10 protein-coding genes are annotated in these 13,906 nt (G+C 70.2%); 5 read left to right on the top strand and 5 right to left on the bottom strand.

Going from position 1 to position 13,906, the window contains the following annotated elements:
- Positions 1-23: 23 nt before the first annotated feature.
- Positions 24-4,523 (bottom strand): ThuA domain-containing protein, encoded by a 4,500-nt coding sequence (locus CLV71_RS11625; protein ID WP_208297524.1) that lies wholly within the window; start codon positions 4,521-4,523, stop codon positions 24-26.
- A gap of 627 nt (positions 4,524-5,150) precedes the next feature.
- Between CLV71_RS11625 and CLV71_RS47595 the strand changes: the two genes are divergently transcribed.
- Positions 5,151-5,318, top strand: coding sequence for a hypothetical protein (locus CLV71_RS47595; RefSeq protein WP_166664052.1), 168 nt, complete (start codon positions 5,151-5,153; stop codon positions 5,316-5,318).
- Positions 5,319-5,430: 112 nt separating this feature from the next.
- Here CLV71_RS47595 and CLV71_RS11620 read toward each other — a convergent pair whose 3' ends face one another.
- Positions 5,431-6,084 carry a peptidylprolyl isomerase gene (locus tag CLV71_RS11620; protein ID WP_133902710.1) on the bottom strand — a complete coding sequence of 218 codons (654 nt, stop codon included), beginning with the start codon at positions 6,082-6,084 and terminating at the stop codon, positions 5,431-5,433.
- A gap of 104 nt (positions 6,085-6,188) precedes the next feature.
- Between CLV71_RS11620 and CLV71_RS11615 the strand changes: the two genes are divergently transcribed.
- A complete protein-coding gene (locus CLV71_RS11615) occupies positions 6,189-6,557 on the top strand; it encodes a DUF6401 family natural product biosynthesis protein (RefSeq protein ID WP_133902709.1) in 369 nt (122 codons plus the stop codon).
- 228 nt (positions 6,558-6,785) lie between these two features.
- Here the strand turns inward: CLV71_RS11615 and CLV71_RS11610 are convergent, their stop codons facing one another.
- Positions 6,786-7,625 carry a mechanosensitive ion channel family protein gene (locus CLV71_RS11610; RefSeq protein WP_424923872.1) on the bottom strand — a complete coding sequence of 280 codons (840 nt, stop codon included), beginning with the start codon at positions 7,623-7,625 and terminating at the stop codon, positions 6,786-6,788.
- 144 nt (positions 7,626-7,769) lie between these two features.
- Here CLV71_RS11610 and CLV71_RS11605 point away from each other — a divergent pair, with 144 nt between their 5' ends.
- Both CLV71_RS11605 and CLV71_RS11600 read left to right on the top strand, forming a co-directional pair.
- On the top strand, positions 7,770-8,738 hold the full coding sequence (locus tag CLV71_RS11605; RefSeq protein WP_133902707.1) for an isopenicillin N synthase family dioxygenase: 969 nt from the start codon (positions 7,770-7,772) through the stop codon (positions 8,736-8,738).
- A 761-nt stretch (positions 8,739-9,499) separates the two neighbouring features.
- A complete protein-coding gene (locus CLV71_RS11600; protein ID WP_133902706.1) occupies positions 9,500-10,375 on the top strand; it encodes a ParB/RepB/Spo0J family partition protein in 876 nt (291 codons plus the stop codon).
- Here the strand turns inward: CLV71_RS11600 and CLV71_RS11595 are convergent.
- Positions 10,343-10,867 carry a TetR/AcrR family transcriptional regulator gene (locus tag CLV71_RS11595; RefSeq protein WP_133902705.1) on the bottom strand — a complete coding sequence of 175 codons (525 nt, stop codon included), beginning with the start codon at positions 10,865-10,867 and terminating at the stop codon, positions 10,343-10,345. The two genes, CLV71_RS11600 and CLV71_RS11595, sit on opposite strands and share 33 nt — an antisense overlap.
- Before the next feature lie 82 nt (positions 10,868-10,949).
- Here CLV71_RS11595 and CLV71_RS11590 point away from each other — a divergent pair, with 82 nt between their 5' ends.
- Entirely contained in the window at positions 10,950-11,834 is an 885-nt protein-coding gene (locus tag CLV71_RS11590; protein WP_133902704.1) for a TIGR03564 family F420-dependent LLM class oxidoreductase, read from the top strand.
- On the opposite strand, the gene CLV71_RS11585 is transcribed toward CLV71_RS11590, so the two are convergent.
- Entirely contained in the window at positions 11,770-13,848 is a 2,079-nt protein-coding gene (locus tag CLV71_RS11585; RefSeq protein WP_133902703.1) for an MMPL family transporter, read from the bottom strand. The two genes, CLV71_RS11590 and CLV71_RS11585, sit on opposite strands and share 65 nt — an antisense overlap.
- Positions 13,849-13,906 lie beyond the last annotated feature (58 nt).

The raw sequence follows: 13,906 nt of genomic DNA, 5'->3' as shown, positions 1-13,906 counted from the left end.
TTCAGTGCGGTCGGCCGGGCGGGTCAGCTCGCGTAGACCTCCAGTTCGTAGATGCGTGCCGCCGTGTCGCTGTTCTGCGTGGGGACCAGCACGTCGACCCTGACGTATCTCGCCGTCGTCGGGGTGATCACGTGCGTGCTCGTGTTCGCCGTGTTGCCTCTCGCGGCGAACACCGTGGTCCAGGTCTGGCCGTCGTTGCTCGTCTGGAGGTCGAAGTCACGGGTGTTGAACGCCGTCGACTCGTTGCCGGCACCCGCGTGCTTCACGACGAACCGGCCGAGCTGTCGCGGCGTGCCCAGGTCGACTCGCAGCCACTTCGAGGCGCCCAGCGAGCACCACTTGTCCGCGTTCCCGCCCGTGACGCTGCCGTTGACCGCCTTCTCCGGGCCCTCCGACGCGGCGCACTGGCTGTCCGCCACCGCGGGCCGGTTCAACGCCAGGTTCGTGTTCGGCGACACGCCACCCCTGCGCTGTTCGAACTCCGTTGCCCAGTAGGCGGTTCGGTCCAGGTAGGCCGTCTCGGCCGCCGCACCCGTCCTGCCGTAGGCGCCGTCGAACGTCTGGTAGCCGAAGCCCGTCGGCGGCGTGCTGGACGCGGGTTCCAGCACCGAGCCCTCGTGCCACTCGTTGAACGAGGTCACCGACACCCAGGTCGGGACGCCGCTCTTCGTCGGGTCGAGGGCGTTCGTCCACTCCAGGTCGTACGTCCCGCCGTTGGCCCGGTCCAGGGTCGGTGTCGTGTTCCCCGGCACGGCCCGGTCGTCGAGGTAGCCCGGGCCCACCGACGGCGCCCACACGAGGTTGTTCGCCTTCGCGTACTCCCCCGCCTGCTCCCAGCCCGGCGCCGTCGCACCCGCGATCGCGTCGTAGGTGTACAGGCCGGAGAAGTGGTCGATCCGGGACGTGTCAGTCGTCTGGGCCAGCACGATGTTGTTCCCGGTCACCGCGTCCAGTGCCGCCCAGTCGTCGTCCGGGATGTCCAGCGACTGGAAGACGTAGAACGCCGTCCTGTTCCCGTGTTCCGCCGAGCGGTAGAACGCCGGGTGGCTGCCGTAGCGCTGGTTGATGTAGTCGATGTCCGCGACCGTCGAGGCGGCCGTCCGGCCGGCGTACGGCTCCAGGTGCCAGGCGATCTTGATGCCGTACCGGGCCGCCGCGTCCATCACGCCCTGCACGAGGCCGTCCTCGTACGAGCCCTGGCCCCACCAGCTGTACACCAGCACACCCGCGCCGGACTGCGCCGTCCAGCGCATGTGCTGGTCCACCACACCCGCGAAGTCACCCGAGTCGTACGGACCGGCCTTCGGGTAGAAGTTCGCGCCGATGTCGTTCGGCGGGGTGTGGCCGCCCTGCTGCCAGTGGCGGTACGCGCCGTTCGACGCGCCGTACCACGGGTAGTAGAAGAGGTGGACGTTCTGGGACAGCGTGGGCGCCGTCGGGCCGGTCACGCCCTGCCCGACGAAGTCCATCCAGTTCACGTTCAGCAGGCCGCCGCCGTTCGCCGTCCCCGTCGGGGGACGTGCCACGAAGAACAGCGGTCCGCTGCTCGTCGACACCGTGGTCGTGACGTCGGTGTAGGTCTGCCAGCCACCCGTCGCCGGGACGGTCACCGTGCCGAGCAGCGCACCCGTCGGCGAGCCGCCGTGGATCTCCACCCGGCCGCCCGTGCCGCCGGACGCCGCACGCAGGCGGACCTGCTGGATGCCCGACAGGTTCGCCGGGTCCACCGACCACCAGTCACCGTCCTCGATGAAGCCGATGTTCTGGACGCCGCCCGCGGTGTCGCCGGTCGTCTCACGCTGCACGCCGGGGTCGCCACCCGCCGTCGAGCCCGCCACACGGCCCGTGGCGGCGAAGTGCTCCGCCTGCTTGCGCTTGGAGTTCAGGCGGACCAGCGAGCGACCGGCGAGACCACCGTTGTCCACATAGGACGCCTCAAGCACGCCGAACACGTTGGCGTCCGCGCCGTGGCCGCTCTCCAGCGAGGTCTGCACCGTGCCGGAGCAGCCGTGGTACTGCTGGATCGGGTGGGCGTGCTCGTCGTGGCCGAAGGAGTACTGCAGCACCACCCGCGAACAGTCCACCGCCCCGTCCTCGGGGTCCGTGACCTGGACGGTGAAGTTCACCCGGTCGCCCCAGTCGAAGAACCCGCCGTCCGCGGGCGCGGTCAGGCGGACCGTCGGTGCGGTGTTGCCCACCGAGACCGGCACGTTCGCCACACCGGTCCGCCCGTCCGGGTCGGTCACCGTGAGCTGCACGTTGTACTGGCCGTTGGCCGTGAACGTGTGGCTCGGGTTGGCGGCGGTGGAGGTCCCGCCGTCGCCGAAGTCCCAGCTGTACGTGACCGGCTGGCCGTCCGGGTCACCGGAGCCCGCGCTGGAGAACTGGACCGTCAGCGGGGCCTGGCCACTCGTCGGGGTACCGGACGCGGTCGCCACCGGCGCACGACCGCCGCTGCGGTAGTCGATCCGGTAGATGCCGGAGTCGTCGTTGTTGCCGCCGAAGCCCGTGCCCCACTCGATCAGGTACAGGGCGCCGTCCGGGCCGAAGTCGAAGTCCATCGGCCGGATCGTCGACATGCCCGTCAGGAGCTGGTTGATGTCGACGAGTTGTTCGCCGTCGGCCGACACCTGCATCGTGTACAGCTTCGACTGGTTCCACTCGCCGAAGATCGCCTTGCCGTCGTAGTAGGCGGGCCACTTGCGGTCCGACGCCAGCGCCGGGTCGTAGCGGTACACCGGACCCGCCATCGGCGCGCCGCCGCCACCCAGCTCGGGGAAGCGCGGGTTGCCGTCGTAGTCGTAGTCCACGGTCGCGGCGATCGCGGGCGGGAGGTTCCGCAGGCCCGTGTTGTTGGGCGAGTTGTTCACCGGGGCCGCGCAGTCGTACGCGGGACCGGCCGGGCCACTCGGGAACGTGTACTCGCGGTAGGGCGCGTTGGCGCCCGTGCAGTACGGCCAGCCGTAGTTCCCGGCCTGCGACACGATGTTCCACTCGACCGTGTTGCCCGGGCCGCGGTCCGGGTTCGCCTGGCCGGCATCCGGGCCGTAGTCCGCCACGTACAGCACGTTCGTCTTCGGGTCCACGCCGATGCGGAACGGGTTGCGGAAGCCCATCGCGTAGATCTCGGCACGCGTCTGCGCGGTGCCCGGCGAAAACAGGTTGCCTGCCGGCACGGTGTAGGTGCCGTCGGCCTGCGGCCTGATCCGGATCACCTTGCCGCGCAGGTCGTTCGTGTTGCCCGCGCTGCGCTGCGCGTCGAAGTCTGCGCGGCCTGCCCGCTCGTCGAGCGGGGCGTAGCCGTCTGACTCGAACGGGTTCGTGTTGTCGCCCGTCGCGAGGTAGAGGTTGCCCGCGCTGTCGAAGGTCATCGTGCCGCCCGCGTGGCAGCACGTGTTCCGTTGTGTGCCAACGGTGAGCAGGATCTTCTCGCTGGCGAGGTCGAGCGTGTCGCCGTTCATCGTGAAGCGGGACAGCACGTTGCGGGCCGCTCCGCCGTTCGGGGCGTAGTAGAGGTAGACCCACCTGTTGGCGGCGAAGGCCGGGTCGAGCGTGATGCCGAGCAGGCCGTCCTCGTTGCCGGTGAACACGGGCAGCGTGCCTGCCGTGACCGTGCTGTTGGTGTCCGGCTTGACGATCCGCAGCCTGCCGTCACGCTCGACGTAGAACACGCTGCCGTCCGGCGCGACGTCCAGTTCCATCGGGTTGCTGGTGTTGGCGTCGAGCGTGACCTTCTCGAACCCGCTGGTCTTCGTGGCACCGCAGTCCGCTGCCTGCGCGCCCGCCGCGGTGCGGATGCCGCCGAGGAGGTGGGAGAGGAACCGCGGGTCGGCGAAGGACTCCTGGGAGTGGCCGCCGCCGGTGTACCAGGAGCGGCCGCCGTCGAAGTCCTGGCACCACGCGGTCGGGTGGTCGGCACCCATCGCGCCCGCGCCCGGCTGGTAGGAGGTCTCGTCGACGCTCGCGAGCACGTGGACGTTCGAGCGCGGGCTGGTGCGGAAGTTGTACCACTCGTCCGTGCGGGTCCAGCGGTCCGGCAGCGCGGCGGTGGCCGGGTGCGCGTGGTCCTCGACCTTGACGGTGGCCTGCTGCACGGCAGGGTGCGAGTTGAAGTAGGCGCCGACGAGCCGGCCGTACCAGGACCAGTCGTACTCGGTGTCGGCCGCGGCGTGCACGCCCGCATAGCCGCCACCCGCACGGATGTACCGCTCGAAGGCGGCCTGCTGGTCGGCGTTCAGCACGTCGCCGGTCGTGGAGAGCCAGACGACGGCCTGGTAGCGGGCCAGGTTGGCGTCGGTGAAGGTGGTGGCGTCCTCGGTGGCATCGACCGTGAACCCGTTCTGCTGTCCGAGCTGCTGGATCGCGGCGACGCCCGCCGGGATCGAGTCGTGCCGGAAGCCTGCGGTCTTGGAGAAGACGAGGACGGCGAATGCCTGGGCCTGGGCCGGCGGCGCGACCAGGAGCGCGACCAGCATGGACAGCACGGCGAGCAGGGACAGGCCGCGACGAGGGTGTCGAGACATCAGTGGCTCCATCTACCCGGGGCAGGGATCCCGGGTGTTGGAAAGACACTAACGCCGGTCGCCGCAAGAAGTCTACGAAAGTTCGCAAGGCTATGCGTCTCGCTTGCAAGCGCATGACTGGACACTCAGTGCGGCTACTGTCCTCGAACACCCGGCGTGAGACCTTCGCCACGAGGTCGGTGTCCACGATGCGAGATGCACGCCTTTCGTCGGCGCTGACAATCGCCCGAAGACGCGGGCGGCAAATGCCAACGCCGCCAGGAGTCACGCCACGGGCCGCCACCAGGGGAACCGCTCCCACGATCGGGTGCGGGATGATCGAGAGGGCCGTGGCCTCGCGGGTTGCAGTACGTCGTGCGATACATGAGGCGCGGTCGAGCCGCGTGGCATTTGCCGCTCAAGCCCCGATCGGCTTTTGATCGAGTATTTCTCGCAATGCCGCCCGACTATTGCCAGGGGCATTTCGCAATTTTGACAATTGCCCCGTGCACGTGCATCCGCAGCACTGGGCACAGAAAGTCATGATATTCTTCGATTGCCCGCCGTACGGGTGACATTGCTCGCGGCAGTGTTCCGAATGTCGCATCATGAGACACACATTCCGCCGATTTCCCACAGGAGAACGCGATGTCCGAACCCTCCCACAGGGCGATCTCGGGCTACGTGAACGACGACTGCATCTGGACCTACTCCGTGTACGACGCGACCCGTCGTGAGTGGCGAGATGTCAGCGTGAACCGGCACGAGGCCGAACAGTACGCCGCGCGCCTACCAGAACCACGCCGAGGCGACTAGCGCATTAGTCCATGCGCACGAGCAGCTGGATTACCGTCAATGTGACCCGGACCTCATCCCACAGTTCGGGAAAGCATTGGCGGTAGTCCAGCCAAATTCGATTTCGTTCCGATCAGCGCAGCTGGAAAGCGAAGTAGATCCGCACGGGGTACTTCGGCAGCCCGTCCGTCGCGCCGTCGGCAATCCCGGCGGCGACGATGCGGTCCAGCGTGTCCATGCCGTGCGTGACGTGTCCTAGCACGGAGTAGTTGGGCGCGATGTTCGCGAACGAGTGGACGATGAAGAACTCGCTGCCGTTCGTGCCAGGTCCCTGGTTGCCCATGGCGACCGTGCCACGCGGGTAAGTCTCCGATCCGGTGACCTCGTCCGCGAAGCGGTAGCCAGGACCACCCTCCTCCGCACGGTATATGTCACCACATTGGAGGACGCCCAGACGAGTGGAGTTCGTCAGCCGGAAGCACTGGGTGGCGTTGTAGAAGAGACTGCGCACGAGGTGTGTGAAGTTGTGCACGGCGCAGGAGGCGTTGGCGCGGTCCAGGTCGATCACCACCGGCCCGTAGTTCGTGACCAGGGAGACGGTGGCCGTCCCCCTGGTGGACGCCAGGGGGCTCGGCGGCCGGACCGGCCTGGCGGCCGGTAGATCCGGCGTCGGGATGAACTCACACTGCTTCACAGGCGCGGCCGGCGCGGCGGAGGCGTTGGTCGGTCCGGCGAACCCCAGCACGGCGGCGGCCACGGCGATCACGGTGACGATCCCTCGCTTCATGGCCGACCACACTATCGGGTGTGGCTCGAACCACTTCCACTCCCACTTGGGCTACACAGCGTGATACACACGCGGGTGGTTTCGATTGTTGAGTGGGTGATCTCATGGGGGTCCGACGCCTCGAACGCTCCGCGCGGCGTGCACTGGACGGGCTGAACCAGCAGCTCGCGGCAGGTCTGCTGGCCACAGCAGCCGCACCGGCCCTTGCCGCGGTGGTCGACCAGCACGCGGCCGCGGTACGCGACATTCTCACGGTCGGTGTCGAGTCCGGCGCGGCCGTGGCGGGCATCGTCCTGCTGGCCGGGTACGCCCAGGGCGTGCAGGACCACCTGCGTGACCGTGGGATACAGCTCGCCGTCCCGACGGACACCGCGGGCTGGCTGACCGCGAGCTGGTTCCACGTCCGCCTGCTGGCCGTGTGCGCACTGGCGAAGAACCTGCACCACAGCCGCCCGGTCACCGACCTGGCCTGAGGTGGCCGCACGGTCCGCGAGATGCGTGAGGGGCGCGGCTGGTGGAGGAGTCGGGCATGACCCAGTCGTCAGTCGCTCGGTTCGAGGCCGAGTTCGTAGGCCAGGCGGCAGCACCAGTCTCGACCTTGGTTCGACGACCCACCGGTCATTGCTCCGGACGGCGTACAGGAAGCGGCGGCCGGTGCCCTGCTACACCGACCGCCGCGAGTACTCAGTATTGCCGGGTGCTCAGATACTGGTCTGACCGGGCTCCTTCTCGGCGCCGGCCTGCGGGTACGGCTCGAGCCCGTGCTTGCCGGTTGCCGGCACGGCCCCGGCCGTCCGCGTGGACGACCCGCTCATCCGACCGGCGTCCTCCTGACCACGCTGGTAGGCCTGCGCCTTGGCCCTGGCCTGCGGCAGCTCCGTCTCGGCACGACTGAGCCAGCCTTCCCAGCGCTGCTGCATCGGGCGGATCATGCCGCCGCCGACACCCACGATCGCGATGCCGCCGAGCGTGGCCAGCACCGTGATCAGGACCGGCAGCGTCACCGACGTCGCCACGCCGATCTGGTTGAGGGCCGCGATGATGCCGAGACCCCAGATGAACACCGAGGCGAGCGTGCCGAGCAGGTTGCCGTACGACAGCCCGCCGAGCGCGCCGCGGACGAGGTCGCGGACGGCGCGGGCCACGGCACCGGCCACCACCACGATCACGATCGCCACGATCGCCCGCGGCAGCCAGGCGACGATGCTCGTCAGCATGGCGCTCACGGGGTTGTCGCCGAAGACGCCGAAGGCCATCTGCAGCGCGATCAGCAGGATCGCGTAGTACACGATCCTGGCGAGGATGTCCGAGGCGTCGTAGGAGCTCCTCTCCATCATCCTGTTGATGCCGCCGCGCTCGACGACACGGTCGAACCCGACCCGCTCCAGCACCTTGTCCACGAGCTTGGACAGTGCCTTGGCGATGATCCAGCCGATGAACAGGATCACGAGGAACGCCAGCAACTTGGGCACGAACGTCGCAATCGAGCTCCACGCGTTCGAGACGCCCTGACCGAAGTCAACGGCCGCGAGATCAGCCATCACCACCGCTCCTTCCACGCAGTGCGCGTCTCCGAAGCGGACGCGCGTTGACTCCGGCCTACCACCCGCCGTGAGCGCCCACACACCGACAGCCACCGGACCACTCGATCGCGTGAACCCCCGTGAGCTGCGAGAATCGGGTCCATGACGGTCCCGCTCGTCGATCTCACGCCCTGGTTCGACGGCTCGGACGCAGGCCGCGCGGCGGTCGCGTCCCGGGTCGACGACGCCCTGCGCGAGTCCGGCTTCCTGCTCGTCACCGGGCACGGGGTGCCCGAGGGGCTGCCCGAGGCGGTGCGGACGCACGCCCGGCGGTTCTTCGGGCTGGCCGGTGAGCGCAAGGCCCGCTACGCCGTGCCCGTCGGCGGGCGGGGCTGGCTCCCACCCGGCGCGGAGACCAACGCCCACTCCGAGGGCACCGAGACGCCGCCGGACCTCAAGGAGTCCTACTCCGTCGGCGCCGACCAGCCGACCGGCGACCCGGAGATCGACGGCTTCTGGTTCCAGCCCAACGTCTGGCCCGACGACGACGTGCCGGAGCTGCGCGCCGCCGCGATCGAGTACATGACAAGGATGCGCGCGCTCTCCGACGAGCTGCTGCGGGTGTGCGCGGTCGCGCTGGGCCTGGCGGTCGAGCACTTCACCGACCACACCGGCGCGCCGACCTACACGTTCAACATCAACTGGTACCCACCACGCACGCACGTGGGCACGCCGGGCGAGAACCAGTTCCGGATCGGGCCGCACACCGACTTCGGCACGGTCACGCTGCTCGACCGCGAGCCGGGCGCGGGCGGACTGCAGGTGTTCACGAAGGACGGCGAGTGGGTGGACGCGCCGTACGAGCCGTCGGCGCTGACCGTGAACATCGGCGACCTCATGGCCAGGTGGACGGGTGACCGCTGGCGCTCGTGCCGCCACCGCGTCCTGCCGCCACCCGCGAGCGCGCCGGACGAGGAGCTGATGTCGCTCGTGTGGTTCTACGAGACCGACCCGCACGCCCGCATCAGCTCACTCGCGCCGCCGATCGGGCGGCGCGACCACCCGCCAGTGACCGCGCACGAGTATCTGCTGGAGAAGATCAGGTCGATCGGTGTCGGCCAACCGGACTGAAGGATGCTCGGGGTACGCAGGGCTGGAGTGGAGGCGCTGGAAATGGAGGCGCGCCTGGGAGTGGAGGCGCTGGGAGTGGAGGCACGCTGAGGGCGGTGGAGGTGCGCCGCGCCCGGCCGGGTGAACCGCACGTGGGTGGGTGAGCCGCACGCGGGCGACCGATCCACCGAGGGGCGTGTCCGGAGGTGGCGCAGGGCCGCCTGCCGTCCCGGCAGGTAGTGCCCGCTGCGCGGGCACCGGGCACGCCCGACTCCACCCGCGAGTGCGCCGCGAAGCGCCCGCCCCCCGGCCATCCCCGCCGCAACGCAGGTTCACCCACCGAAACGCGAAGCCCGGCCGGAAGGTCCCCAGGCGGCCCACCCCCAACGCTACGAAGGCGTCCTTCAGTACCCCCAGCGTTACGAAGGCTCCCTTCAGTACACCCGGCGCACGCCCACCACCGGCCGAACGGTCACCAGGCGGCCCACCCCCAACGCTACGAAGGCGTCCTTCAGTACCCCCAGCGTTACGAAGGCGTCCTTCAGTGCACTGGGGGCCAGCGCGGGGAGACGGCGCCGGGGTCGGGGGCGATGATTGCGCACGTGGGGAGGTGCCTTCGGGGGGCTTCTCGGCCAACGATGAAGCGGTCCCGGACCTACTGAGGAGGATTTCCCGGATTTTTGTGCGTTCGTCACTGGTGGCCGGGACCGCGGGCTGGAAATGTCGTACCGAAGCGGAAGATTCTTCGACCGCGGCCCGAGGGCCAGATCTAGGGGGCCGACATGCCGTTCGACGTCGACGGGCCTGTCACCACCATCCCGGTGTCGGCACTGCGGGCCGGTGGCTCGCCCCGCCAGGGTGGGGAGAACCTCGAGCACATCCGGGTGCTCGCGGACACCCCCGGCGAGTTACCCCCGATCATCGTTCGGCGCGCCGACATGCGGGTCGTGGACGGCATGCACCGCCTGCGTGCGGCGCGGCTGCGTGGTGAGACCTCCATCGCGGCACGGTTCTTCGACGGGGACGACGCCGACGCGTTCGTGCTCGCCGTGCGGACCAACGTCACCCACGGGCTGCCGCTCTCGCTCGCCGACCGCAAGGCCGCCGCGGAGCGGATCGTCACGTCCCACGCGCACTGGTCGGACCGCATGATCGCGACCGTCTCCGGGCTGTCCGCCGCGACGATCGCGCGGATCCGCAAGGCACACCCCGAACTCGACCCGGACGCCCGCGTCGGCCACGACGGGAAGGTGCGGCCGGTCAACAGCATGGAGCGCCGCCGCGTGGCCCGCGCCATCCTGCTCGCCGAGCCGACGCTGTCGCTGCGCGAGGTCGCGCGGCGGGCAGGCATCTCACCGGAGACCGCCCGGTCGGTGCGCAGGCGACTGCCGAACGAGCCCGTCCAACCCCAGCAGGACCCGGCGACGCTCGTGCGCCAGCTGCGGAGCGACCCGACACTGCGGTTCTCCGAGTCCGGACGCACGCTCCTGCGGTTGCTCGAGGTGCGGTCGGTACCACCGGAGAAGTGGGCGGCCATCGCGGCGAACATGCCGCCGCACTGGCGGGACTCGGTCGCGCGGGTGGCGATGGAGTGCTCCGACACGTGGCGCACGTTCGCCGAGCAGCTACTGGGCAGCACCCGGTCGCAGACCGGTTAGGGCCAGGTCGAGCAGGCGGTCGGCCAGGCCCTCGTCCTCCTCCGCGGCCAGTGCGACACCATTGGCCAGCCTCAGCAGCTCCTCCGTCGACACGTCCGGCCGGATCGTGCCCGCCGCGCGCGACACCAGCGCCTCCCCCGCGGCCAGTATGCGGGCGTGGCACGACTCCCCGGTCCCCCTGAGCAGCGACGTCCCCAGGCCGCGGTTGCGCACGACGTGACGGACGACGGCCCGAAGCCACTCCGTGAGCGCCTCGGCCGGGTCGTCGGCCACGAGCAGCGCGGCACCCAGGCCGGTCAGCTCCCCCACCCGCTCGGCGAACACCGCGTCCAGCAGGGCCAGGCGGGACGCGAAGTGGCGGTGCAGCGTGGCGGAGCCGACACCCGCCCGCCGCGCGATCTCCTCCAGCGACGCCTCCGCGCCCTGTTCCGCGACGACCTGGCTCGCGACCGAGACCAGCCGGTCGCGGTTGCGTCGGGCGTCGGCACGCATGCGGCTCCTTGCTAAGTGGGGTGGCCCTCCGTATCGTAGCCGACAGCAAACGGGGTGCCACCCCACTTAAAGGAGACACCAAGTGGACATCGGGATCGTGGTCGGGGACGCGCGGGGACCGTCGAGTGCGCGGGACCTGGTCGACCGGGCCGAACAGGTACGCGACGCCGGGCTCGGGACCGTCTGGGCCAGCAAGTCCATGGGATGGGACGCCCTCGTCGCCCTCGCCACGGTCGGCGCCGCGGTCCCCGGGCTACGGCTCGGCGCCGGGGTCGTGCCCGTGCCCGTGCGGCACCCGCTCGTGCTCGCGAGCCAGGCGCTGTCGGTCCAGGCCGCCACCGGGAACCGGCTCACGCTCGGGATCGGGGCAGGCGTCGCGGCACTCACCGAGCGGATGTTCGGGCTCGTCGGCGACCGGCCCGCGCACCGGCTCCGCGAGTACCTGGAGGTGCTGCTCCCGTTGCTGCGCGGGGAGGGTGTCGACCACCGAGGTGCGACGCTCACCGCTTTCGGGCAGGTGGACGTGCCGGACGCGGAGCCGCCGGAGGTGCTGCTCGCCGCGCTCGGCCCCCGGATGCTGCGGGTGGCGGGTGAGCTGACGGCGGGCACGATCACGTGGATGACCGGGGTCAGGACGCTCGGCGAGCACATCGTGCCGACGATCTCGCGCGTCAACCCGGGGGCACGGGTGGTCGCCGGGCTGCTCGCCTGCGTGACCGACGACGAAGCCGGTGTGCGGCAACAGGTCGCCGAACAGTTCGCGCTCGCGGGTCAGGTGCCGGAGTACCGGGCGATGCTGGACCGCGAGGGCGTGGCCGGGCCGGGCGACGTGGTCGTGGTCGGCACCGAGTCCACTGTGGTCGGACACCTCGACCGGCTCCGCGACGCCGGGGTCACCGACTTCATGGCGATGCCGTACGGCTCGGCTCGGGAGCAGGCCCGGACTCTGACGGTGCTCGCCGGCTGAGCTTCGCCGGCCACCAGATCCGGCGGCCGATGTCCACGGTCAGCGCCGGGACCAGCAGCGACCGCACGACGACCGTGTCGAGCAGCACGCCGAACGCCACGATGAACGCGATCTGCGCGAGGAACAGCACGGGGATCACCGACAGGGACGCGAAGGTCGCCGCCAGCACGACACCCGCCGACGTGATCACCCCTCCCGTCACCGCGAGGCCGCGCAGCGTGCCGGTTCTGGTGTCCGACGTCAGCGTCTCCTCGCGGACCCGGGTCATCAGGAAGATGTTGTAGTCGATGCCCAGTGCCACCAGGAAGATGAAGCCGAACAGCGGGATCGCCGTGTCCGCGCCCGGGAAGCCGAACAGGTGGTTGAACACCAGCGCGGACACGCCCATCGTGGCGCCGAAGGACAGGACGACCGTCGCGATCAGCAGCAGCGGGGCGACCAGGGCACGCAGCAGCAGCGACAGCACGACGAAGATCACCACCAGCACGATCGGGATGATCAGCGAGCGGTCGTGGCGCGACGCCGACTGCACGTCGAGCTGGATCGCCGTCTGGCCGCCGACCTTCGCGTCGGCGCCGGGCACGTCGTGCACGGCCGTCCGCAGGCGGTCGACGGTCGCGATGGCCTTCTCGGAGTCCGACGGGGCGTCCAGTGTGGCCTGCAGCAGCACCAGGCCGTTCTTCTCCCCCGTCGGGACCACGCCTGCCACACCGTCGATGCGTGCGGCGTCGATCACCCTTTCCGCGGCCGACGAGCGCGCGACGATCACCGTCGGCGAGCCGGAGCCACCGGGGAAGTGCGCGGAGAGGATGTCCTGCCCACGCGCGGAGTCCACTTCGGTCAGGAAGAGGTCGGTCTGTGCCGTGCCGTTCGCCTTGAGCTGCGGCACGAACGCGACGCCGGCCAGCAACACGACCGTGGTCACGACCCAGATCAGCCTCGGCCGCGCGCCGACCCTGCCTGCGACCCACCCCCACAGTCCCCGGTGCTCCGGGGCCTCCGTGCCGTGGTGGGGCACGAACGGCCAGAACGCCGCCCTGCCGACGAGGGCGAGCGCGGCAGGCAGGAACGTCATCGACGCGAGCAGCGCGGAGGCGATGCCGATGGCCGCCACCGGGCCGAGGCCCTTGTTCGACCGCAGGTCGCTGAACAGCAGGCACAGCAGGCCGATGATGACCGTGCCCGCCGACGCGGCGATGGGCTCGATCGTGGCCCGCCATGCGGTGCGGACGGCGCGGAAGCGGTCTTCGGTGTCACGCAGCTCCTCGCGGAAGCGGGACACGAGCAGCAGCGCGTAGTCGGTGGCCGCGCCGAACACGAGGATGAACAGGATGCCCTGGCTCTGGCCGTTGAGCTTGAACACGTCGTGCTTGGCCAGCTGGTACACGACGAACGCCGCCACGCCGAGTGCGAAGACGGCCGAGACCAGCACGAGCAGCGGCAGCAGCGGGCTGCGGTAGACGGCGACGAGGATCACCACCACGACGAGGCCCGCGACCAGGAGCAGCAGCCCGTCGATGCCGTCGAACGCCGACACGAGGTCGGCGATCACCCCGCCGGGGCCGGTGAGCAGCACGGTCAGGCCGTCCGGCACCCCCTTCGACAGCTCGGCCCTGACCTGTTTGATCACCTCGACCGGGTTGCCCTGTCCCAGCACCGGCACGACCAGCTGGACCGCCCTGCCGTCGTCGGACGGCTTCGGCACGATCGGCACCCCGGTCGCGACGCCGTCGACCTGCGCGAGTGCCTTGGCGCGGCCGGCCAGGAAGTCGAGGTCCTCCTTGGTCACCCCGGACCTGCGCTCGGCGACGGCGACCGCGGGCAGGATCTGCTGGTCGCTGAACTGCCGCTGCAGGTGCTCGACCTCGGTGGCCTCGGCGGCCTCGGGCAGGAACGAGGAGTTGTCGTTGGTCACCACGTCCGCGAGCCGCCCGGCGAACGGACCGCCGACGGCACCGAGACCGAGCCACACCACCACGAGCAGGGCAGGTACCCACCATCGGATCCGACGCATGCGGGGAAGCGTAAGGGCAGGCGTGTCCGACGGCACACTAGGTTGTGCACAACTCAGT

The organism is Actinophytocola oryzae, assembly GCF_004364325.1.
Classification (GTDB): Bacteria; Actinomycetota; Actinomycetes; order Mycobacteriales; family Pseudonocardiaceae; genus Actinophytocola; species Actinophytocola oryzae.
The sequence above is the reverse complement of the archived record's forward strand: the minus strand, read 5'-3'. Positions and strand labels throughout refer to the sequence as shown.